At 35.8% G+C, this 23,624-nt stretch carries 11 protein-coding genes and 4 pseudogenes; 6 read left to right on the top strand and 9 right to left on the bottom strand.

Going from position 1 to position 23,624, the window contains the following annotated elements; all coding sequences use genetic code 11:
* Nucleotides 1-835 precede the first annotated feature (835 nt).
* The 5 genes and pseudogenes from SAGCYANO_RS37780 to SAGCYANO_RS37765 form a co-directional block, all read right to left on the bottom strand.
* Nucleotides 836-2,659, bottom strand: a pseudogene (locus SAGCYANO_RS37780) (SUMF1/EgtB/PvdO family nonheme iron enzyme).
* Nucleotides 2,660-2,773: 114 nt separating this feature from the next.
* The gene (locus SAGCYANO_RS37775) at nucleotides 2,774-3,202 is read right to left on the bottom strand and encodes an RNA-guided endonuclease TnpB family protein (protein ID WP_255502861.1); all 429 of its coding nucleotides are present in this window, start codon (nucleotides 3,200-3,202) and stop codon (nucleotides 2,774-2,776) included.
* Nucleotides 3,203-3,411: 209 nt separating this feature from the next.
* Nucleotides 3,412-3,543: a hypothetical protein gene (locus tag SAGCYANO_RS48550; protein WP_255502463.1), complete on the bottom strand. Its 132-nt coding sequence runs from the start codon at nucleotides 3,541-3,543 to the stop codon at nucleotides 3,412-3,414.
* 406 nt (nucleotides 3,544-3,949) lie between these two features.
* Nucleotides 3,950-4,735 carry an RNA-guided endonuclease TnpB family protein gene (locus SAGCYANO_RS37770; protein WP_202224720.1) on the bottom strand — a complete coding sequence of 262 codons (786 nt, stop codon included), beginning with the start codon at nucleotides 4,733-4,735 and terminating at the stop codon, nucleotides 3,950-3,952.
* 378 nt (nucleotides 4,736-5,113) lie between these two features.
* Nucleotides 5,114-6,556, bottom strand: coding sequence for a CHASE3 domain-containing protein (locus SAGCYANO_RS37765; RefSeq protein WP_202224719.1), 1,443 nt, complete (start codon nucleotides 6,554-6,556; stop codon nucleotides 5,114-5,116).
* Nucleotides 6,557-7,524: 968 nt separating this feature from the next.
* Here SAGCYANO_RS37765 and cheB point away from each other — a divergent pair.
* Nucleotides 7,525-8,649: a chemotaxis-specific protein-glutamate methyltransferase CheB gene (gene cheB / locus SAGCYANO_RS37760; protein ID WP_202224718.1), complete on the top strand. Its 1,125-nt coding sequence runs from the start codon at nucleotides 7,525-7,527 to the stop codon at nucleotides 8,647-8,649.
* A gap of 672 nt (nucleotides 8,650-9,321) precedes the next feature.
* Here the strand turns inward: cheB and SAGCYANO_RS37755 are convergent.
* A complete protein-coding gene (locus SAGCYANO_RS37755) occupies nucleotides 9,322-9,690 on the bottom strand; it encodes a response regulator (RefSeq protein WP_202224717.1) in 369 nt (122 codons plus the stop codon).
* 799 nt (nucleotides 9,691-10,489) lie between these two features.
* On the opposite strand from SAGCYANO_RS37755, the gene SAGCYANO_RS37750 reads away from it, so the two are divergent.
* Both SAGCYANO_RS37750 and SAGCYANO_RS37745 read left to right on the top strand, forming a co-directional pair.
* Nucleotides 10,490-13,687, top strand: a complete 3,198-nt coding sequence (locus SAGCYANO_RS37750; protein ID WP_202224716.1) for a PAS domain S-box protein — start codon at nucleotides 10,490-10,492, stop codon at nucleotides 13,685-13,687.
* Between the two features lie 386 nt (nucleotides 13,688-14,073).
* Nucleotides 14,074-15,471, top strand: a complete 1,398-nt coding sequence (locus tag SAGCYANO_RS37745) for a hypothetical protein (RefSeq protein ID WP_237397073.1) — start codon at nucleotides 14,074-14,076, stop codon at nucleotides 15,469-15,471.
* A 100-nt stretch (nucleotides 15,472-15,571) separates the two neighbouring features.
* Here the strand turns inward: SAGCYANO_RS37745 and SAGCYANO_RS37740 are convergent.
* The 3 genes and pseudogenes from SAGCYANO_RS37740 to SAGCYANO_RS37730 all read right to left on the bottom strand — a co-directional run bounded on the left by SAGCYANO_RS37740 (nucleotide 15,572) and on the right by SAGCYANO_RS37730 (nucleotide 20,035).
* A pseudogene (locus SAGCYANO_RS37740) lies at nucleotides 15,572-16,144 on the bottom strand (Uma2 family endonuclease).
* Between the two features lie 1,268 nt (nucleotides 16,145-17,412).
* Complete coding sequence (locus SAGCYANO_RS37735) at nucleotides 17,413-19,338, bottom strand: DUF6798 domain-containing protein (RefSeq protein ID WP_202224714.1); 1,926 nt, start codon at nucleotides 19,336-19,338, stop codon at nucleotides 17,413-17,415.
* Nucleotides 19,339-19,849: 511 nt separating this feature from the next.
* On the bottom strand, nucleotides 19,850-20,035 hold the full coding sequence (locus SAGCYANO_RS37730; RefSeq protein ID WP_202224713.1) for a CopG family transcriptional regulator: 186 nt from the start codon (nucleotides 20,033-20,035) through the stop codon (nucleotides 19,850-19,852).
* A 128-nt stretch (nucleotides 20,036-20,163) separates the two neighbouring features.
* Here SAGCYANO_RS37730 and SAGCYANO_RS51050 point away from each other — a divergent pair, with 128 nt between their 5' ends.
* From SAGCYANO_RS51050 to SAGCYANO_RS37715, 3 genes and pseudogenes are all read left to right on the top strand, one after another.
* Nucleotides 20,164-20,457 carry a hypothetical protein gene (locus SAGCYANO_RS51050; protein ID WP_375340068.1) on the top strand — a complete coding sequence of 98 codons (294 nt, stop codon included), beginning with the start codon at nucleotides 20,164-20,166 and terminating at the stop codon, nucleotides 20,455-20,457.
* 286 nt (nucleotides 20,458-20,743) lie between these two features.
* Nucleotides 20,744-21,283: pseudogene (map, locus tag SAGCYANO_RS37720) on the top strand (type I methionyl aminopeptidase); the annotation flags it as partial.
* A 632-nt stretch (nucleotides 21,284-21,915) separates the two neighbouring features.
* A pseudogene (locus SAGCYANO_RS37715) lies at nucleotides 21,916-23,591 on the top strand (CHAT domain-containing protein).
* Nucleotides 23,592-23,624: the final 33 nt, after the last annotated feature.

Raw genomic sequence — 23,624 nt, 5'->3', positions numbered from 1 at the left:
CTGGTAAACCCGCCCCCGCACCAATAATCGCTCTGCACAGTTTTAGCTGTGTCAGTCCAATAGTTAAGGTGTGCTGATTCCATCTCAAAGTATCGACTTATATTGGTTTGAGCAATTTTAATTCTGGAAAAATTATCAGCTATATCGCTGTGTTTCACGATTATTGATGTTTGATTGATCTATTGGACAATAGTTAGAGTTTGCTGATTAATTCTCAAAGCATCGACTGATATTGGTTTGAGCAATTTTAATTCTGGAAAAAGTATTAGCTATATCGCTGTGTTTCACGATTATTGATGTTTGATTGATCTATTGGACAATAGTTAGAGTTTGCTGATTAATTCTCAAAGCATCGACTGATATTGGTTTGAGCAATTTTAATTCTGGAAAAAGTATTAGCTATATCGCTGTGTTTCACGATTATTGATGTTTGATTGATCTATTGGACAATAGTTAGGGTTTGCTGATTCAATGTCAATACTTTGACATTCTGATGGTTTGAGCAATTTTAATTCTTGAAAAAGTATCAGCTTTTCCGTTGAAGCGAGCTGAAAAAGTGAGCATTTTGAGGTAACACAAGGCAGAAAAGTTAAGAGACTATTCTTCCGATATCATGTCCGGTTAAATAGTTATCGCGATCGAATAAGCAGATTCTATCATCCGTGCATCCGTGGCAAAATCTTTGTCTTGCCCTGACTTCTCCGCTCACACGGATTATGGCACGGATATACGGATGGATGTGGGACAGAGAGAACAGCACACACAGATTCGGGCACGGATATACGGATGAATGTAGGAAAGAGGTAAAAGAAGAAAAGAACAAAGGGAAAGGATTCTAGGAACAAGGGACAGACGAGACGACACGAAAACCCACAACGTAGTAGTGGAAGTCCGCAAAATTGTAGTAACGCCAGGCGCAACGGCAATCCCGAGAAATGAAGTACCAGCAACCGCCACGGAGCACTCTTCTATGACTATCTCCACCAGTTTCCCAAGCACTTCCATCAGTAGGCGCACCATTATAGTTCTCATGCCAAACATCCTGACACCATTCCCAGACATTACCGTGCATATCATACAAACCAAAAGCATTAGGAGGAAAAATTCCCACATCTGTTGTTTCTTGACGATATTCTCCTTTCGGTGCATCAGCATAAGGAAAGTTGCCATTATAGTTAACTAACTCAGACGTTATAGTTTCGCCAAAATAAAAAGGTGTTGTTGTTCCTGCTCGACAAGCATATTCCCACTGACTCTCACTAGGTAAACTATATTTTTTACCCGTTATTTCTGAGAGTTTCTGACAAAATTTTGTCGCGTCGTACCAACTTACATTTTCTACAGGGCGGTTTGCACCTTTAAACCTAGAAGGATTATTTCCCGTAATCACTTGCCAAAAATTCTTTTTTCCCATAACTGCTTTCCACTGCGCTTGAGTGACTGGATACTTTCCCATGAAAAATTCTGGCACATCCACATAATGTTGCGGACCTTCACTATCTCTTCTCCCTGCTTCTGTCTCTGGAGACCCCATGAGAAATCTAGCACCGGGAATTTTTACCATTTCCAGGGTGACTCCATTATCGAGGTTTTCTGTCACTACTTCTGCTTGACCTTGACGGCGACTTATTATTTCTCCTTTCCTATCAACTGTGACAGTAGTAAATGTCTGAATAGGAAATTTGGGTTGTGCTGGAGGGATAGGAGTTTGTGTCGGTGAGCGATTAATTATTTTACCCCTACTGTTGACTGCCACGGTAGTAAGTATCTGAGTGGGAACTTGTGATTTTGGTGGAGGGGTAGGTGCTGGTGTAGGTTTTGGTGTTGGTGGAGTGATAAAACCTAACGCTTCTAATACTTCCGTAGCATTTTCATAACGTTGTGGAAAATATTCATGTACCATCCTATCTAATATATTTGCCAGACGATCGCTCACTTGCGCTTCATTGCGCCAGATAATATTTTCTGTCTTTGGATCTGTCGGTAAATTTCCTGGGTTTTTACCAGTCAGTGCTTTTATTCCTACCATTCCTACTGCATAGATATCGCTACTAAGTTTTGGTTTACCATTACTTTGCTCACTTGGCATATATCCAGGAGTTCCGACTGCAATAGTTAAAGTTGTTGTACCTGGTTGTTGACTTGTAGTTAATACACTTATTTCTTTTACTGCCCCAAAATCTATCAATACTATTTTGCTATCTGACTTCCGACGCATCAAATTTTGTGGCTTAATATCTCGGTGAATTATATTATTTTGATGAGCTACTGCTAATGCTTCTAATATTCCTTTGAGTAAAGCAATAGTGTAAGACTCGCTTAATTTTTTCCCCGGCGTCAGTTCTTTACTTATATCTTGTCCTTCTATATATTCCTGTACTAAGTAAAATTCCGTTCCTTCCTGGAAATGGGCAAATAATTTTGGTATTTGGTCTGAGTCTTGCCCTAATTTGTATCAAGTCTCTGCTTCTCTCTCAAACAACTTTTGAGCGACAGGCAAAACTCCTGGGTCTGGAACTTTAGGTTTGAGATGTTTGACTACACATTTTGGGTTTCCCGGTAAGTGTAAATCTTGAGCCAAGTAGGTATCCCCGAAATTTCCACTTCCGATTTTTTTAATAATTTCGTAACGTTGTTTCAGGATTCTTCCAGACTGCATAATTTCAGTTATTCAGTTATCAGACTTCCTGCTCTATAAAACTGATACAAAGCGTCACATAACGTGACAATTTGATGTTTACTTCCTGCTTCCACTGAGGCCGTTGGCGGTTACTCATCCACAGGCATTTACGACCGAGCCGACCGCATTTCTTAAATTTATACTTGCGTTTAAATCCCGGTCTATAGATATGCCACAATCAGGGCAGTCATAAGTTCTTAGATTTAACGGCATATCTTGAACATGACCGCAGTTTGAGCAAGTCTTTGACGATGGAAAAAATCTATCTACTACTACTAATTCACTTCCGTACCATTTGCATTTATATTTAAGCTGTCGCCTAAACTCGTAAAATCCTTGGTCGGTTATTGATTTAGCTAGCTTATGGTTAGCTAACATTCCTCTGACGTTTAAATCTTCTATGGCAATACTGCCGTGGTTGTTATAGTCGATGTGGCGTATTACCGCCCGCACCTCTACTTCAAAACCCTGCGTGCGACTTTCACCGCACAAGGCTCCTAGCAGTCTATGGCAACGTATCATGTGAGATACAAAATCCTTTGATTAAGACTAAACTTGGTCAGAGTCCAGTGATTCCTAATCTTCCACTATTGTTTTCAAGGAGTGTCTAATCCTACCGCCTTGGAGCTTCTGCTTCCGGGTCGCTTTGCATTCGACTAACGAGCAAGGCAATTACAGGTTAAAAGCTTCTGCCCTGTACGCATAGTTTCAGCGAGCTTCACTCTAGGTGTCTAAGCATCATCACCTATCCAACTACCGTTTCTCGACTGCCGGGGGCAATTCTGTTCCCCCATCCTACCCGTCAAGTGAGAATTCCGAGCTTCCCTCCTACTAACTAAATAACCTATTTTAGTCAGACTCACTTGCCGTTTTTCCTCGTTCCGAGTTACAGATTATTTTGACGGTTTAGGGCTGTCCAATTCGCCTACACGATTCCCAGGGATGCGTCTAATGCCAAAATATTACGCGGGATTTCCTCGTGTGCGGTCAAGAGATAAGAGGTGGTTCTTGCCGTACTTTGAGGCGCTTTTTCAGGACATTCCGCCCCGGTACCCATGCCGTCTCCCCATTACCCCCAGTGTGCCTACCACTATACGCTCTGGTTGGGGCCTGTTGCCAGCTTCACTCTGCTAGTGGAAAGGTCTAGCTCGGTGTGGCCAGGTCGGGAGTCTGCCTTCCCTTGGCAGGTGGGACTTTCACCCACATCCGTGACTCAGTTATTCATTGAGCTTAATTGCTCTTTGAACCCTGTTCATACCCCTCTAGTTTCTAGAGGCTCCTAACAGGAACGAGTCGCACTTTGGCTAAGTATGCTGTCAGTTTATGAAGTGCGTCTTGACGGATGTTTGCTACTTTTCTATGCAACCTAGCTATCTTAAGTTGTGCTTTTCTCCAATTAGCAGAGCCCACCTGTTTATGACGATTTAGATATTGCTCTCTTGACAACTTGGCTTCAAATTTCTGATACGCTCTCACACTTTCAAATACTTTTCCATCACTTAGTGTAGCTAAGGTTTTCACACCTAAGTCTACACCTACTACATCAGTAGTTTTTGGTGTGGGAGTTGCACTAAATTCATGGCTCAAACTTAAGTACCAATCACCAGCTTGTCTGCTGATAGTTATTTTTTGAGTTGTTGCTTCAATTGGTTCATAAGTTTTCACGATACCAATAAAAGGTAGTTTATGATTCCACCCATTTAATTCTATGGGTTTTCCACAATTATCAATTGTGAATGAATCAAACTTACCTTTCTTCTTAAACCTTGGGCGTTTACCCAATCCTTGGAAGAACCTTTTAAATGCTTCACCCAAGTTAATAAAAGCATATTGATAAACTTTAGATGACAAGTTTTTCATCCAAGGATAAAGTGGTTTTGTGTGATTGGTAAAAACCTCTCTTAGCTTACGGGTGTTTGGTTTATACCCATCAGTGTATGCTTGATTCCAAAGACTTAAACCCCAGTTATAACACCAGCGTGAATAGCCAGCGTGTTGAGCCATCAGAGTTTTCTGTTTATTATTAAGTTTCAGCTTTGTTCTAATGGATTTCATTTGCGGGTGAGTGCAGACTGTATAAAAGTATGCTTAAGAGCGTATTATATCGTTATTCTCTGATTAAGTCAATGCTCTCATAGTGCCTAGCAGGAAAATAGTTTTTTTAGGCCAAATTTATTTGAGTATATATGAGCGCACCTTTTCCATTATGCTTATAGTACCATGTCAAATTTTTTTGTCAATCCCCCTTTTTCAGTTATCAGTTATCAGTTATCAGTTATCATCGGCATAGATTATTAAGCTCTTTTTCAAAAATGAACAATTAAAGAATTAAATTCATTCATTATTAAACTGCTTTTCAACAATTAACAATAAACAATTAAAGAATTAAACTCATCCATTATTAATTATTAATTATTCATTATTCATTATTAACTATACTATAGTTTTCAATTGCTCTGCTGCTTTCTTTAAATTCTCTGTACCTGTGCGTGTTTGACTAATTCCCAAGGCTGTTTCCTTTGCTCCTTGATTAATACTATCCATCGCTTCTACCACTGGTTTAATAGCATTAGCTTGTTGTTGAATATTCAAAGAAATTTGTTGATTATTAATAACTACATTGTTCACTGACTCAGTTATTCTGGCAAAAGCTTCAGTTGTTATTTTTGTTATTTCTATCCCCAACTCTACGGTTTTAGTTCCTTCTTCAGTTACCAAAACTGTTAAATGAATTGAGTCTTGAATTTCCTTCACTAAAATTCTAATTTTTGCAGCAGATTGTTGACTCTGTGCTGCCAATTTCTTAATTTCAGCAGCGACAATGGAAAAACCTTGAATATTCTCTCCCCCACGCGCTGCTTCTACCCTCGCATTTAAAGCTAATATATTTGTTTGATTTGCTAAGTCTCCCACCATCTGAGAAATTTGGCCAATTTGATTAGTTTGCTCGCTTAATCTGAAAATTTGATGAGCGATCGCCTCGACTTTTACTTTTAAATTATTCATAGCATCAAATGTTTCTCTGACAGCATGATTTCCTTTTTCTGCAGCTTCTAAAGCTAACTGGGCAGTATTATTAGCTGCATTTGCTTGTTCGGTAGACTGACGAGAAGATGCATCTAACTCATCCATTGTTGTAGTGGTAATATTAACAGAATTAGCTTGTACAGAAGCGGTGCGTTCCTGTTGTTCGACTGTAGCAGCAATTTCATTAGCAGAAGTTGCAATCAAATTAGCCACAGCATTAATAGGTTGAATGGCAATTTTGTTAATCACAAATATAATAAATACACCCACTATCATAACTATTATCAAACTACTCCACAAAACAGTTATTGCTAACTGATAATCCTTTTTTGCTTGTGTTTTTCTTTCGTTCAGGAGTTCATCTTCTACTACCATCATCTCATCAATTTTTTGCCGAAATTCTTCCATTATCTGTTTACCTAGACCAGATAGCACTAACTCTCTTAATCTTTCTTCTTCACCAGCTCTTTTTAATTTTATAGTTTCTTTTAACTCTGATATTTTAGATTCTATTAAATCTGTAACTTTAGCCAATCTTTCTATTTGCTCAGGATTATCAGATATTTGAGTTTTAAGTTCCTCCAAATCATCATCAATTGTTTTTTGAGCTAAATTATATGGTTCGAGGAAGTTTTCTTGGCCAGAGTAAATAAATCCCCGTTGTCCTGTTTCTGCATCAACTAAAGTTTTTTCTAATCCTTTTAATAAACCTTTAACTTGATAGGTATGAGCAACCCATCCCGCAGATTCTTCTAAAGTACGAATGCTACTTTGGGAAAAAATATTAGTAATTCCAAATGTACCAATAATTATGAGAACTCCTACAGGTAAAACTTGTCTAATATTCATTTATCTATTCTGTCTTTTTTCCTCTGAAACTACTTGATAAATTCAGTAGTATAACTAATGTACTAAGCAAGTTAGGGAAATATTTTCTAATAATTATACTATAATAAAATAAAAGGGTGTTTTTTACCGATAAATTTTGGTCTAAAGCCTCCCGTTTTAAGGGGATAAAAAAAACAGAATATTCCATATTTCAAGCCTCCTTATTGCAGAGGTACTGATAACTGTTAACGCAGTTCCTCCGGAGGAGGCTAACTGATAGCGCAGCTCCGACACTAGGAGGCTAACTGAAATGACCAAGGTACGATCAGCAGTATACTCGAATATATTCAAAACCATCCTCAAGCAGCACAGAATTTAGGTAGGAATTATATATAAACACCATATATAATTATATTGTCAGATATATATAGCAATCAGGAATCAGGTGTGAGAATTCGGTGCATCTCATATTTACAAAAATACTTTTTTCCTATTCCCTATTCCCTAAAAGCGATAAATTTTTGGCTTTCTTCAAAACTGAGATGCACCCTGAGAATTTGATTGCTTCCTATTTCCTTTCCCTGTTCCCTAAAAATCTACAATATATCACAACTCAAATAAGATTGTTATATATAGTGTTAGAAAACTAAAAAAGCATAACTTCTGTAAGACTAAAAAGTTATCTAGCCTATGGAAAAAATTTCAATAATTAAGAATTTAGAATTACCTATTCTTATAAATAAGAGGATTGGATCAAAGGATTTTTTCCTTTTTTCTCCATGAATGGAGAGGCTTTATACCTGAATTTTTCGGTATCCTGATATTGCACTCCTCAGCGTGGTTACGCAGAAAATATCTGGTAATTAAGGAACAGCTTAACGGACAACAGAAGTAAGAGTTTCAGACTTTTTATCTAATGCATAGATTTTTGACAAATCCTACACTAATTGCTATATAAAATCAAAGTACCATAAATAATTATGCTAGAAATGACAAATAAAAAAAAAGTCATAAAAATCTTAATTGTTGATGATTCTCCTGTAGCTTTAATCCTTCTAAAAAGAATTATTTCTGTCTCTCGAGAAATTGAAGTTGTAGGCACAGCTAAAAATGGTTTAGAAGCATTAAAATTGATTCCTAAAGTTCAGCCAGATGTCATTTGTACAGATTTACACATGGCATTTATGAATGGATTAGAATTTACTAGAGAGGTAATGCAGAGATACCCACGACCAATTTTAGTTATTAGTAATTCAGTGCAAAAATATGATACTCAGAATGTTTTTCAACTTTTAGAGGCAGGAGCAGTTGATGTGTTGCCCAAACCAGAAACTGGATTAACTTCTGATTATGAAATAACTCAGCAGGAATTAATTAATAAAATTAAAATTCTTTCTGGAGTTAAAGTTTTTACTCATTACCGTCGGAATATAAATAGGGTAAAGCAGGAAAATCAGCCAAAAATATTTGTACAAAATAGAAAGGATAAGCTAGTAAATATTCCTATTGTTTCTGCTAAAAAAACTATATCTCAATATTGTCGAGCTGCAAAAACAATTAAAGTTGTAGCTATTGGAGCCTCTACAGGTGGTCCTCAAGCTTTAAAGACTATTCTTCAGAATTTACCTTCTAATTTATCTGTGCCTATAATTTGTGTTCAACATATTAGTAAGGGATTTTTAACTGGGTTAATAAATTGGTTGGCCCATGAATGTAAACTACCAGTGAAAATTGCTAGTTATGGAGAATTACCACAGGCAGGAGTAGTATATTTTCCATTAGAAGAACATCATTTAGAATTAAATAATATGGGTAAATTTGTCTGTTCAAAAACTCCATTCCTTGGAGGACATCGCCCTTCAATTACTGTCACTTTTAATTCAGTTGCTAATTTTTATGGCTCTTCTTCAGCAGGTATTTTATTGACAGGAATGGGTAGAGATGGAGCAGATGGAATGGTGGCGATCGCTAAAGCAGGTGGTTTAACAATTGCTCAAAATGAGGCAACTTCTGTCATATTTGGTATGCCTAAAGAAGCTATCGATCTTGGAGCTGCTCAATATATTTTATCAATTAATGATATTACCCCTGTGCTACTAAATCATATTAGTTAATTGAAGAAGGCAGAAGACACCCCCGTTGACAGTGGGGCATTAAACCCGCAAAAGAAAAGATAAAAATTCTAATACTATAGCACTACGTCTTTTGGCGCTTGACAATAAAATTTTAGTTGTGAGGAAACACCCGATCTGGGAGTAGAAATAAACAGAAGAATAATTAACAATAACTGGGGTGCTAATTATCAAAAAAGTTATTCAGTCTGTGTTAATTACTTAATAATTGAAGTGTCACCTAAGTTAAACATTATTTTTTTCACGCTTGGCATAATATCAAATCCGTTTTATTGAACATAAAAAAATTCTCCAGTTGTCATAACTACGCTCATCTCGACCAAGAGAAGAAAAAATTTTCACGCTCCGCGTTAATCCTCTTCTTTTCAATTATAGGTAATTATTAATTAGGGCTTGCTGATTAAATCTAAAAGTCTTTACAGATAAAGGTAAGTGCCTTTTTAGGGCCTTTAAAAAGTACCTGGTATCACGTCTAAAACGCTCAAAAAGGAGCGTATTTTAGGCCAGAGTAGGGCAGAAAAATCAAGGGAAAATTCTTACTCCTACTTCCTCGCTCATTCCCATTTATCCTGTCTCCTGTCTCCTGTCTTCCTCCTGGGAGGGGTTAGGGTGGGTTGTCTCCTACCCTCACCCATAAGACTTTTTCAGCAAACCCTAATTATTAATTATTAATTGTTGAATTACCTGATGTAACTTTTCTGCATCAAAAGGTTTAGTCAAATATTCTGTAGCACCAGCTAAATGTCCTTGAACTTTATCAAAAGAACTACCTCTTGCTGTCAACATAATAATTGGTAGATCTTGAAATTGAGGAATACTGCGTATTGTCCGACAAAGTTCTAAACCATCTATACCAGGCATTAAAATATCTAGCAAAAGAACTGTCACTTGTTCATGGTAAATCATTGACAAAGCATCTATAGCATTATCAGTTACTAATACCCGATATTCTTGACTCAAAGCTTGTTTAAAAATCTGATGCATAACAGTACTATCATCTACTGCTAAAATTGTTTTTTTCATACTTTCAGTTCCAGATATATTATTACTTACATTTAGTTTTGTTTTAGAAATAGATGAGTTCAACAATTAATAATTAATTATTAATAATTAATTATTGCTTCTCCTTGAAAAGAATAGGATTGACTCAAAGGATTTTTTTTCTCTCTTGGTCGATTGGATATGGCGAGGAGACCTAGCCATCCCACCCTACGGGAAGCTCCGCTAACGACCGCTTGTTTCTCCTTTAAAGGAGATGCTTTAAACCTTAATTATTCGGTAATATATTTAATTTCAAATAGTGTTTATTACTAAATTATTAGTAAACAAAGCTCAGTATTTTCTCATAATTTTCTACAAATAATAATTAGTAGATTATAGCTTGAAAATAAATTTAAACCCAAGCTTTACCGAAAAATTCTGGGTATGCGCCTCCCATTTTAAGGGAATAAAAAAAGAGCATATTCCGTATTTCAAGCCTCCTTATTGCAGAGGTACTGTTAACGCAGCTCTGACCATAGGAGGCTAACTGATAACTGATAACTGATAACTGAAATGACCCCACTCAAAAAAGGTATTGTTTGCTAATAGCTGAGTGACAATTGTAGCTTGTTACTAGGTAGTAATTGTACAACGCCAAATCAATGATTAGATAATTTTTAGTCAAAAACTGTTTGTTTATGCTATAAATATAATAAATAAATGTAATTTGATGCTTTTTAAAGTTGTTAATATATTTCAAATAATATCATAGAGAAAGTAACAGGTAGTTACCAAATTATGGGTCATAAGAATAAAAAATCAAACAAATAAGGTCAATAAAATGGAAGTAAAATCACTATACCATTTATTAGCTCTTGAAACTTCCTTTGAAGAAACAGTAGAGTTAGCAGCAAACATCGCTGAGGCTCCAATTGCATTCATTAGCTTTATGGATTCTAACTATATTTGGTTAAAATCTCAAATAGGTATTCATCAGAAAAAAAATGACTACCTAGACTTTGTGAAAGCTATTCTAAGTACTTTTCCGGATACAGAAACAAAACTACTAATTATATCTAATACACTAGCTGATGAAAGGACAGCAAATCATAGCTTAGTAATATCAGAAACTAAAATTAGATTTTATGCCGGAATTCCGATTAATATTAATGGCAAACAAGTTGGTATTTTGTCAGTAATGGACTATGTATCCAGAACGATAACAAATAAATGTCAAAAATTATTAGAAAAACTAAGTATTCATATTAGTACCCAAGTAAAATTACAACATAAACTGTATGAATTTAGTGGAAAATTAATTAAATTACAAGAAATAGCTGACGAAAATCAAGATAAAAAAACACTACATTTGCTAGAAAGAGCGATCGCAGCCAGTAATAATGGCATAGTAATTTCTGATAATACTCAGTCTGATAACCCTATTATTTACTGTAACTCTACCTTTGAAAGAATTACAGGCTACTCTCGTCAAGAAGCATTAGGAAAAAATTGTAGATTTTTACAAGGCGCTGACACAGATCCGACAGCACTATCTCAAATTCGCCAAGCAATGAAGTTAGAAACCAACTGCTTAGTTGTCTTAAAAAATTACCGCAAAGATGGTACTCCCTTCTGGAACGAATTAGCAATATCTCCAGTCAGAGACAACGATGGTCGTCTGACAAACTTTATTGGTATCCAAACAGATATCACTAAAAAGAAACAAGCGGAAGAAGCACTCCGAGAAAGTGAAGCACGTTATCGACTCTTAACTAATCATTCTACTGACCTCATTTCTAGACAAACAATAGAAGGTATATTTTTGTTCGCTTCTCCTGCCAGTCGTTATCTCCTGGGATATGAACCAAAAGAGTTAGTGGGGCGCTGTCTTTACGATGAGTTATTCCACCCAGAAGACAAAAAATTATATGAACTAAACAACCTCAAACATCTAGAAAGCAATACCTTCACTCATCGACTACGGCACAAAAAAGGGCATTATATCTGGTTTGAAACTACTTGCCAAAAAATTAACGACCCACAAACAGGTAAAGTTATAGAATTAGTTGCAGTTTCACGAGACATCACAGAGCGTAAACGTATAGAAGCAGCTTTAATAGAAAGATCGCATTTATCAGCTCTAGAAGCTGAAGTAGGAGTAGCTGTGGGAGAAGGTGGTTCTCTGAGCGATATCCTGCAACGTTGTACCCAAGCGATCGTGACAGAACTAAATGTGATTTGTTCAGGTATATGGACTCTTAACGCTCAAACCAGTCAACTAGAGCTACAAGCATTATCTGCTAAAAACTTAGAATTAGAAATCGAATATAGAAAAAGACTACTGACTCCCAAAAATCTCTTAAATTCTGACACCCTAAATTCAAAAATTAAGCCTGACAACGAACAACAAACCCTCACAAATGACTTTACCCTATTGACTTCAGATAATCGAGTTGTTGGGGTTATATGTATATGGAGCAGTCAAGTTCTTGCCGAGTCAGCTAGAGATGTACTCAATTGGATAGCTAATGCGATCGCTACAACTATCGATAAAGTTAGGACGCAAGAACAACTATTAAACAACCGAGAAGCTTTACTATTTCGCCTTGCTAGCCAAATCAGAGATTCCCTCGACCTTGACAAAATATTGGAAACAGCAGTTACAGAAATTAGAAATCTTTTACAAATTGACCAATGTTTATTCATTTGGTGTTTACCCAATCAAATGACTGGCATTGCCGTCACCCATGAAGATTCTAACCCAGAAATATCAGTTCATATCCCAGATTATCCCACAGAACAGGTAAAAATTTTATCTGATAAAATTCGTAATCGTGAGATTATAAGATTTGATAATATTGAAACAATTAATCAACCTCATCTTGAACCAGTACAGACATATCTGCAAAAATTGACAGTAAAATCTACATTATTGCTCCCATTACAAACTATTTCTGGTCAACAAGGGGGAGTTATTTGTAACCAATATAGTAGTCCTCGACCTTGGAAAGATAGTGAAGTAGAATTATTGCAAGCAGTAGTAGACCAACTAGCGATCGCCATTGACCAAGCCGAACTTTATGCTCAAACCCGTGCTGCTGCTTTGGCTGCTCAAACCCAAGCTCACTATCTCAGTGAAGCTTTACAGAATTTACAGCAAAAAGAAGCTCAGTTAATTCAGCAAGAAAAAATGTCATCTCTAGGTCAAATGGTGGCAGGTTTAGCTCATGAAATTAATAATCCTGTGAATTTTATTTATGGCAATCTTACCTATGTTGAAAATTATATCAATAGTATTCTGGAATTATTAAACATTTATCAAAAATATTATCCAGATCCTATACCAGAAATTGAAGATAAAGCTGAAGATATAGACTTAGAATTTTTAATGGAAGACTTACCAAAAATTCTATCTTCAATGGAAATGGGAACTGAACGTATCCGTCAAATTGTCTTATCTTTGAGAAATTTTTCCCGTCTAGATGAATCAGACAAAAAAATAGTAGATATCCATGAAGGTATTGATAGCACCTTATTAATTTTAGATCACCGGATTAAATCAAACGGAAAAGATTCTGGAATTGAAGTTATTAAAGACTATGGTAAATTACCTAAATTAGAGTGTTATCCAGGGCAACTAAATCAAGTATTTCTGAATATTTTTAATAATGCAATTGATGCCCTCGAAGGTCAACAAAAACCAAGACAAATTAAAATTACTACCCAGGTTAATTCTGAGTCTACAGAAGCAGTAAATAATTCAAATAAAAATCAACATCTATCCACAGCTAATCTCAAATATGCTGTCATATCTATTAAAGATAATGGTCCAGGAATGACAGAAAATACAATTAATCGAGTTTTCGATCCCTTTTTCACCACTAAACCAGTAGGTAAAGGAACAGGTCTTGGTCTTTCTATTAGTTACCAAATCATAGTGGAGAAACATTCTGGTATTTTGAAATGCACTTCACAGCTAAAAGAAGGGACAGAATTTATCATTCAGCTCCCAATTAAAGTACATAAAGTGCTTGAATAAATAATTTAAACACTTGAGAAGTCAGGAGTCAGGAGTCAGGAGTCACGAGGGAAGAAAGAAGAAAGAGAAAGTTTTTTTTATCACTAATTATCCGGACATAATATAATTTGATTTTTATTATTGGAGATGTCTACAGTAAATATTATTATTTGTAGGTAGAGTTGAGGAAACCAAACCTAACAAATATCAATTACCACCCAATAAATTTTCTATCCACTGCTTTTATGCCTCAGACAAAAGAATAGGGGGTGATGCGTAGTGGAAAATTATAGAGAAGATAGGAGTAAGAGCTGTCCCTTGATTTTTCCGCCCTTATCTACTCAAAATGTTAACTTTTCTAGCTTGAGTGACCGAAAAACTGGCACTTTCATCTGAAGAATATTCTATTGCTAATTAGCTATATAATTAAATTTATGCCTAAGAATATCCTACTACCACTAGCTGTATTTATAGTAACTGTTATATTTTTCTGTTTATTATCAGTTTTGATTCCAACAGATAATTCTACTCAAAAATTTTTACTGGAAATTTTTGGAGCATTGAACTCTGTTTTATTAAGTTTAATTGCGACTTATATAGCTGATCCTATTATACAAAGTGCTGCAGGTGTCAGACACAATTTACTCAACATATTTCGTATAAAAAAGATCCGAAAGTTATATCATCCTTTGTGGATATATTTTTTGGGACTTTTAATTGCTTTTGGTATCCTTTTTTTGGTATCTCTTCTAAATTCTTCTCATTACATAATGTATATAGTAGATAATTCAGGAAGTATGGGAAAGTGTGAATCTTATAATAAAATCACAGAGCAATGTCAGCCTCGACTTAACGAAGATGAGTATCCTATAAATGACGTAAAACGACAGCTATCTAAAGAATTTCAAGATAAAAACCTAGGATCTAATGTAGTTCCAACTCCAACACAAAACATTTCTGGAAAGCGAGTTGCAACAAAGATTAAGACAGGATTAATTGAAGTTGGAGGAGAGTATAAAAGAGGTCAAAGTAAATGTAATGCTATAACTCATGTAATTCCTCGGCTTAACAATCAGAATGAGTTATCTAATAGCCTAGAAAAAATAGATGCTAATGATAGTGGAGTCACAGCATTAGTTGAAGGGCTGAAGAAGGCTGAAAGTGCTATTGGTGTAGATTTACGAAATCCTTTCAATTTTAGTCTCTCAAACAATATTATCTTTTTTACAGATGGAGACAAAGATAATTGCGAGGAAAATATAGATTTTTGCGAAGCAGTTAAGCGCGATATACCTAAAGACTTTAATATTAGACTGAATATTTTTACACAAAGCCCTAACTGTGAGCAATTTAAATGCTCTGTTTATGAAGATTATTCATGCAAAATTGTCAGAAATTTTTCAGATGAAGAGGTTTCTCAAAGCATCGCCCAGATAAAAAATAAAATACTTTCTCCAAATAGCAATAAATTTCAAAGTGAAGTGCCTTCTTCAAATGTCAATGGAATACAAAGTAAAAGACTTCTTATACCGCAAATTATTGATATAATACCTCATTTAATTATTGGCTTTTCCGCTGTCTTTATCTTGTTAGCAATAGTAGGAGATTTTTCATGGTTGATAAAACCAATTGAAGTCCTTTCTTTATGGTCTAGAAAATTGGTTAAATTATTCTTTAGAGAATTTATTTTATTGTCTACAAAACAAGTCAAAGTCCCTTTATTACTTGTTGTTATGCCTTTATTACTTCTTGTTATTATCATCGTTGCTGTTATTGTTCTTATTTCCAGAGTGAATATTCTTTAAACCCTTATTTAACAATGGCTGTGAGTTGCTTTTCATACCGTGATAATACCAGTATTAAAAATTTTGGCTACAAATATTTGGAGTTTTTCTAGGAGTAAATTTATCTTAACTCTTCCTCATCAAACACAGGTTGCCAAAGTTCAAAAATAGGCAATTCCCACTCACCAAATAGTTCAGGAATAGTCAACTTATCTCCATTTCTTAACTCAATTTATTCACCATTGGAACGATAAACTATAACTATTTCTTCGTCGGGGTCTATGAATATTCCTACTTGTATCCCCAGTTCTAAATATTTCTTTATTTTCTGTTTTAGAAGTTTGATTCTATCGCTTTGAGATTTAATTTCTACTACTAAGTCTGGCACCAATTCCCCAAAATAACGAACGCTTTTTTTCAGACGTTGGGCACGAACAAAGGAAACGTCAGGTACTTTTAAATTAGAATCTGAAATAATAAAACCAGCACTAGAATCAAACAAACGTCCAAGACGACGTGGATAAACCCAGTTAGAAAGAGAAACTGTTAAGCGAACGCCTACTTCACTAGAAACAATATCTGATGGACCCATAACTAATATTTTTCCTTCGTCTAATTCTAGTTGATAATCTAAGCCTGCTTGATTAAGATTATCTTGCAATATTTCTAAGTCTTTAACTGTGAGATTTGACATAATGAATAGGGAGTAGGGAGTAGGAAGAATTATAAAAATGTAGGTTGGGTAGAACGACAGCTATATCGCTGTGTTTTTTGATGATTCATATTCTATTTAACTATTGTCCAATAGTTATTGCTCTGCTGAGATAGCGATCGCTGTGTTTTTTGATGATTCATATTCTATTTAACTATTGTCCAATAGTTATTGCTCTGCTGAGATAGCGATCGCTGTGTTTAGCGATGATTGATATTCTATTTATCTATTGTCCAATAGTTATTACTCTGCTGAGATAGCGATCGCTGTGTTTTTTGATGATTCATATTCTATTTAACTATTGTCCAATAGTTATTGCTCTGCTGAGATAGCGATCGCTGTGTTTTTGATGATTCATATTCTATTTAACTATTGTCCAATAGTTATTGCTCTGCTGAGATAGCGATCGCTGTGTTTTTGATGATTCATATTCTATTTAACTATTGTCCAATAGTTATTGCTCTGCTGAGATAGCGATCGCTGTGTTTTTGATGATTCATATTCTATTTAACTATTGTCCAATAGTTATTACTCTGCTGAGATAGCGATCGCTGTGTTTTTTGATGATTCATATTCTATTTAACTATTGTCCAATAGTTATTGCTCTGCTGAGATAGCGATCGCTGTGTTTTTTGATGATTCATATTCTATTTAACTATTGTCCAATAGTTATTGCTCTGCTGAGATAGCGATCGCTGTGTTTTTGATGATTCATATTCTATTTAACTATTGTCCAATAGTTATTGCTCTGCTGAGATAGCGATCGCTGTGTTTTTTGATGATTCATATTCTATTTAACTATTGTCCAATAGTTATTACTCTGCTGAGATAGCGATCGCTGTGTTTTTTGATGATTCATATTCTATTTAACTATTGTCCAATAGTTATTACTCTGCTGAGATAGCGATCGCTGTGTTTTTTGATGATTCATATTCTATTTAACTATTGTCCAATAGTTATTACTCTGCTGATTAAACCTCAAAGCTTTTACAGGTAAAAGTTTCAGGCTTTTTCTCCTCAAACATTGATGTTCTATAGGACTTACGCAGATACGCTATATATAGCGCTTAAAACTATTGTCCAATAGTACTTGGACTCTATAAATAGTGCCTTTGCGTAAGTCCTGTTCTATTTATCTATTGTCCAATAGTTACAGCAGTTTCCGCACATTATGAAGTACATATGTGGAACAAGTACGGCAGCTATATACTTTTATGCAACAAAACCATTAGGGTTGATAAATCAATCCTCTACTCATCAGAATTTATTTGAAAAATTACCCATTCTCCTTCTCTAGATACAATATTCCCTTCAATATCTCCATGCCATTCAACCCTAGTCAAAATATATTCAGCTCCATATTTTTTCGCTACATTAACTAATTCTTTTCCCGTCTGTTGTGGAAACAAAATTTCCATCGCTCCCACGGCTAATTTATCATTTAAAGGAACGCCAAAAACGTCTTCCATTCGATTTTTCCACTCTCTAATTCCGCTATCTGTTTGAGGAAAATGTTTAAAGTCTACAATAACTGCCCTCTCAGAAAAAAACTGAAAATTTGAGACAAATGGAGGAATTAAAATTATGTCGTCTTTATCGCTAATTTGCCTAAATCTTAAAGCTAATTTCGTCACTTCATCTTGAGGAACTCTGTTGAATTTTACCTGTTGTTGAAATACCTCTAAAAATTTTCCTGGCAATGGCTCAAATAATCCTAAAACAAATACTAAAGTTGTGACTCCAGCCAAACTATAAGTAATTAAATATTGACGAGTGACCCCTAAATCAACCTCATCCAAAAGAAACGGAAATATTAACACCAAAAATAAACTAAGTTTTGCCAATAAATGATTAAAATTTGAATCTGTCGGCGACTGCCATAAGTAAAATATTAATCCAGCTAAAACTATTAACCAGACTACTAATTTGTAACTCCATTTCTCCAAAAAAAACAATCCCACCGATAAAATAAAAAAGCAAATTCCTTGATAAGGCACAGGCAAAATTAGAGATATTATCAATAGTAAACCAACTCCTAAATTACCCTGTTTATATAAGCGATCGCTCAAAATACCCACAGCAATAAATATCATCAATTGAGCAAAAGGAACAGTTCGCGCTAACTGCAACTTAGCAAATAAAGCTAGTGGATAAACTTCCACAAAAATATAACCCAAAAACAAAGCAAAAATTGACTCTGCAATAATTAGGTAAAATTTCCATTTCTCATTCTCAAGAAATCTTACATTAGTAAAAATTAAATCTTTTTTCCTTCCTGTTATCTCTTCTATCTTGACTTTTCCCGACTTCTGCAAAAAATCTTCTGATTGAACAATATCAACTTTATGAATACACAAACATCCACCTAAAATAAAACAAATAAAATCCAGCCTAATTTTCGAATTCCAATAAGCAGGAATAATATGATGAGGATTTCTTACCCAACCGTAGATGAAAACAAATTCTTCATTACTCAATTTATCAGTGCTAGTCGTACCAGTTAATACCATTGGCAGATAAACTAAACTTGCCAACCCAAATAAAATAATTAACGGCAAAATTACTTGTTTAAGCCGCCGATTTTTGACCGCCTCAATAAACATAATTGGTATCATCATTATTCCTGGCAAAATACCAACTAAAAACTGTAAGATTGAAGCAATACCAAAAAATGAATAACCAATTATCCATTTTTGCCGAAAACAGAAATAAATCCCCCAAACTGTTAGGCTCATCGCAAATGTTGCAGGTATGGGAGTATTAGGAAAAAATTCTAAATATCCAACTAAAGTGTAGGCTTTTAAACTCAGAAAAATTAAAACTGCCGTAGATAATTTTGAGGTGGTAAAAATTTTACTAATAGCAGATAAACCCCAGATAAAACCAATCAATGAAATTAAATAATAAATCAAATATGTGAGGGAAATACTACCAATAAATTTACTGATAAAATAAACTAAATGTTGATAGTAATATCTGGGGGTAAACTGCAACATTTCCTGAACATAGTAATCATTAATATAGAGTTCAGGATTCAACATTGATTTAATTTGAGGAACATGGGTGTAATGATTTCCTACTGGAAAAGTGTATCCTCTAGTAATAAATACACCGAGAATTAAAAAAGTAAATAGAGATAAAGTAAAGTGCCAACTATATTTTTTAAGATGCCACATTTGTTATGTAAGAAGGAAGAAGGAAGAGGCAAGAAGGAAGAAGGAAGAGGCAAGAAGGAAGAGGTAAGAAGGAAGAGGGAAGAGGTAAGAAGGAAGAGGGAAAATCTATAAAATCAACACTCTTGCTCTGAGTATTTTGATGTTTTTAAGTAAATTTTCTCTAAAAGTAAAACTTTACTTAACTAGCTATCAGTTATCAAAAATACAGCAGATTCCTCGCATAAGAAGTACAGATATTAACAATTAAATTTTTCCAGTGCGGGCATCTTGCCCGCGACGGGCGTACCTCACCAAGGTGGAATCCGCTGTATTCTTTGTTTTCGTGTTGTAAAATTTTGATTTTACTCCCTTTAAAAACTCTAAATTATTGAGAAAAGAATGCTATTTAGTACTGCTAGAAAATCTAGTTAATACCTAACATTTTCTTTCTCATAATCAGGAAGAAGTAAGAATAAAAATCTCTAAAATCAATATCCTTTAGAAAATATATTTAATACCTAACACCTAACACCTAATACCTAACACCTTCTTTTACAGGATCTTGATGGTTGCGATGTTCTTGTAAACCTCGCTCAATTAACTTGCCCACCAACCAAGATACAGAACGTTCATTCTCTTTTGCCCATCCCTCTAATTCTTTTTTCCACTCTGGAGGAATATAAGCTACAACTCTATCTAAATCTGTTTTTCCGCCCATTTTCAACACCTAATACTTAATTTTTCCGATCTTAAGCATACAAAAAATTGACTAACTTGTGTTGTGCTATGCTTTGCCATGATAGTATATGCTAGCAAAGTATAGCAAATAAATCTTGACATTTGGCCATGAATCGGAAAAACTCAACCATTATCAATCAAACATTTAGTGAAGCTCCTGGAAAAACATCTGGAATTGTATTGCTCTCCACCAGAGAATTAGAAAAAATGCGCCGAGTGGGGAGACTAGCAGCAAATTTACTCAACCATCTTGAACCAATAGTACAACCAGGAGTTAGTACTCAAGAATTAAACGACGAAGCTGAAAATTGGACTCAGGCACAGGGAGCCATCAGTGCCCAACTTGGCTATACCCCTCCCGGTCATCCTCCATTTACTGGTTCTATCTGTACCACCTTCTAAAAATCTAGACAATCCTAGACACGCTACTCATCGGTGACTAAAAGCGATTTTCCGACTCACCCGTCCATAAGTCTACTGGCAAAGAAGGTTAATGTTCCGCTCAAACACATTGAGTTTAGGACTCCCTCTGGGGTTTTCGTCCTTATGAAAAGTCGAGTGCCAAACACTCCATAATTGTTGCTAAAATCCTCTGGTTTTAGCAGACATAGGTAATAATAACACAGATTAATGGCGTAAAAACATAGACATTTTGTAGATATTTGTCTAGGATAGTCCATGTTTTTCAGCTTTAACAAGCAACAGTATAAATGAAGTAGTTTGTCATGGCATTCCCAACCCCAAACAGATACTCAAAGACGGAGATATTATCAATATAGACGTTACCCCCATTCTCGATGGCTACCACGGCGATACTTCCAGAACATTTTTAGTAGGAAACCCATCAGCCTCAGCTCGAAAATTGGTAAAAGTAACCGAAGAGTGTATGATACTAGGGATTGCTGAAATAAAACCAGGGGCAAGAGTTGGAGATATTGGGGCAGCAATTCAGGAATATGCCGAAGCTAATGGATTTTCTGTTGTACGAGAAATGGTTGGTCATGGAGTTGGTAGGCAGTTTCATACAGAGCCACAAATTCCTCACTATGGCCAACGAGGTCGAGGTTTAAAATTACGTCCCGGCATGGTTTTTACTGTTGAACCTATGCTCAATGAAGGAACTCATAATATTAAGACTTTAGCCGATCGCTGGACTGTAATTACCAAAGACAAAAAACTTTCAGCCCAATTTGAACATACTGTCGCTTTGACATCCTCCCCGGCCTAAAGGCGCGGGGATTCCTACTAAGCCATAGCTCCTCGGCGGGTTGACGCTTCACAGGGTGCTGCTTCCTTGGCGGTAGTCTAACGCTTCCCTCCACGTCCGTTTATAGTTTCCGAGTGCCCCCCGGCAACTAATAATACCATAGCATATATTCAATTCACTTGCAAATAAAATAAAAAGTCGCCCTACAAGGGCGAGGCTTTAAACCCAATTTTTCGGTCACAGAAGAAGGGGTGGAAATTCTCACAAAATTAGGGAGTAGGGAGTAGGGAGTAGGGAGTAGGGGAAAAGAATTGATAATTTCAGTGCAATAGTTGATGTTATTTTTTATTATCACGCCTATGTCTATTAATAAAAAAGGCGTTGCTGATTCTGGGTATGATTTGATAATTTTGGATTTTGGATTTTGTATTTTGGATTGTTTGAACTACTTGTTAATATTAACTATTCCCTATTCCCTATTTCCTACAAACCCACTTTCATACCTTAATTCAGCAATGCCGGAAAAAAAAATTTCTGTATAAATAAATTGTGGATGTCTCGTTATGAAATGAAGGCTTAAGACTTAAAATAGTATAGGTAAACTAGCATAGATTTCTTTAAGTACATTTAATATATAGTTTAGAAAAAATTGAATGCCTTTCCCACCAGAAAGTCCTTGCCTCAATATAGCGATCGCCCGCCTGAATATCCCAGAAGCTAATCATTTTGCCATCTGGGTAATGCAGGCTCCTTTCCAACGGGGATATGTCCACCACGATCAAATTTGGCCAGAAAACTTGTCACAAGCTTGGAAGGCTTGGTTAGAAGTATTCTCTCCCCAAAGTTTACCTGCTATTCCCATCGGTACACCTCAACCAGCTTTAGCATCAACTCCAAATATTCATCCTGCCCCTGCTTCCAATGTCAAAATTAATCGTACCAGTCGCCTGATGCAAAATTTGGGTATTAGTCTGTGGCAGTGGCTATTTCAAGGAGAAATTGCTCAAAGTCTCCACCAAAGTCAAGGTATTGCCATTGGCCAAGAACTGCCCTTACAAGTAAGATTGGATATTCGCGCACCCGAATTAATTGCCCTACCCTGGGAAATCATGCAACCAGGAATTTCTTTACCTGCCTTTTCTCTAAGTAGGGAAATTTTGTTTAGTCGTACTACCAGTGACGTTCACTCCTTACCTCCTCTCCCACCTTCCCCATATTTGAATATTCTGCTGGTGATGGGGGAAAATGCGCCTCAAGGACAATCATCCTCAGCTAAAGACCATCAATTTTCTACTTTGTCCAAATTAGAGCTAGAAGAAGAAGCAGCTCGACTAACTGAGGTTTTAAAACCCCGCGAGATTACAAACCAAAATTTACACAGAGTTAATTCTGTTGTACCTTGCAGAGTCGATACATTAATTCAACCGACTCCAGAAGAATTAATTTCCCATCTAGATAAAAAAATTTATAACGTACTTTTTATGCTGGTCATGGTAAACCAGGCCCAGATGGCGGTTGGTTATTTTTAGCACCTGGGACTACTATTAATGGTACTGAGTTAGCACAAGTTTTGGTTCGCAATGGAGTAACTTTGGCAGTATTCAATGCTTGCTGGGGGGCGCAACCAGCTACAGATATATCTTCTGGTCAAGTCGAGGCAATACCACGCAGTAGTCTAGCAGAGGTATTAATTCATCATGGAGTACCAGCAGTTTTAGGAATGCGAGATGAAATTGCTGATGGAGAAGCTTTGAGTTTTATTCAAGTTTTTGCGCAATGTTTGAGAGAAGGAATGTTGATAGATCAAGCAGTAGCTGTGGCTAGACAACAGTTATTAACTCTCTATAGATTTAATCAACCAGCTTGGACTTTACCAGTATTATATATGCACCCAGAGTTCAATGGTCAATTAATTCAAGTCTTCGATGAGTTGGTAACTCAACTACCCACTAACTCTCCGACTTGGATTGGTAGTTCAACTTCTAGGGCTTTTTTACGTTCTCAAGACAATAATGGTCAGGTTTGGCCTATTTGGCCTGGTACGATCGCGGTTGGACGTTCTCAGGAAAATGATGTGGTGATTTTTGAGCGCTGGGTTTCCCAAAAACACGCTGAAATTTTTTCTCGTTGTTTTCCGGGAGAGCAGCTTACACCGACTTATTTCTTAAAAGATATTTCTCGTTTTGGTACTTTAATTTATCAGTCTGGTGATTGGCAAAGAATTCATCGTGATGAGGTTGCCATAACGTCCGGAACATTGGTAAAATTTGGCAGTTCTCAAGGTCAAGCTTTTGAGTTTGTGATTGAAACAACAAAAGATTTTAGCTAGTTAATCTAAGTTTAGAATTGCGGAACTAGCTAG

It is taken from the genome of Okeania sp. KiyG1 (assembly GCF_014132355.1).
Lineage (GTDB): Bacteria > Cyanobacteriota > Cyanobacteriia > Cyanobacteriales > Microcoleaceae > Okeania.
The sequence above is the reverse complement of the archived record's forward strand: the minus strand, read 5'-3'. Positions and strand labels throughout refer to the sequence as shown.

Excerpts from the sequence above, each read along its gene's own strand:
- SAGCYANO_RS37775 (WP_255502861.1), bottom strand. The coding sequence starts at position 3,202 with ATGATACGTTGCCATAGACTGCTAGGAGCCTTGTGCGGTGAAAGTCGC.
- SAGCYANO_RS37770 (WP_202224720.1), bottom strand. The coding sequence starts at position 4,735 with ATGAAATCCATTAGAACAAAGCTGAAACTTAATAATAAACAGAAAACT.
- SAGCYANO_RS37765 (WP_202224719.1), bottom strand. The coding sequence starts at position 6,556 with ATGAATATTAGACAAGTTTTACCTGTAGGAGTTCTCATAATTATTGGT.
- cheB (WP_202224718.1), top strand. The coding sequence starts at position 7,525 with ATGACAAATAAAAAAAAAGTCATAAAAATCTTAATTGTTGATGATTCT.
- SAGCYANO_RS37755 (WP_202224717.1), bottom strand. The coding sequence starts at position 9,690 with ATGAAAAAAACAATTTTAGCAGTAGATGATAGTACTGTTATGCATCAG.
- SAGCYANO_RS37750 (WP_202224716.1), top strand. The coding sequence starts at position 10,490 with ATGGAAGTAAAATCACTATACCATTTATTAGCTCTTGAAACTTCCTTT.
- SAGCYANO_RS37735 (WP_202224714.1), bottom strand. The coding sequence starts at position 19,338 with ATGTGGCATCTTAAAAAATATAGTTGGCACTTTACTTTATCTCTATTT.
- SAGCYANO_RS37730 (WP_202224713.1), bottom strand. The coding sequence starts at position 20,035 with ATGGGCGGAAAAACAGATTTAGATAGAGTTGTAGCTTATATTCCTCCA.
- SAGCYANO_RS51050 (WP_375340068.1), top strand. The coding sequence starts at position 20,164 with ATGAATCGGAAAAACTCAACCATTATCAATCAAACATTTAGTGAAGCT.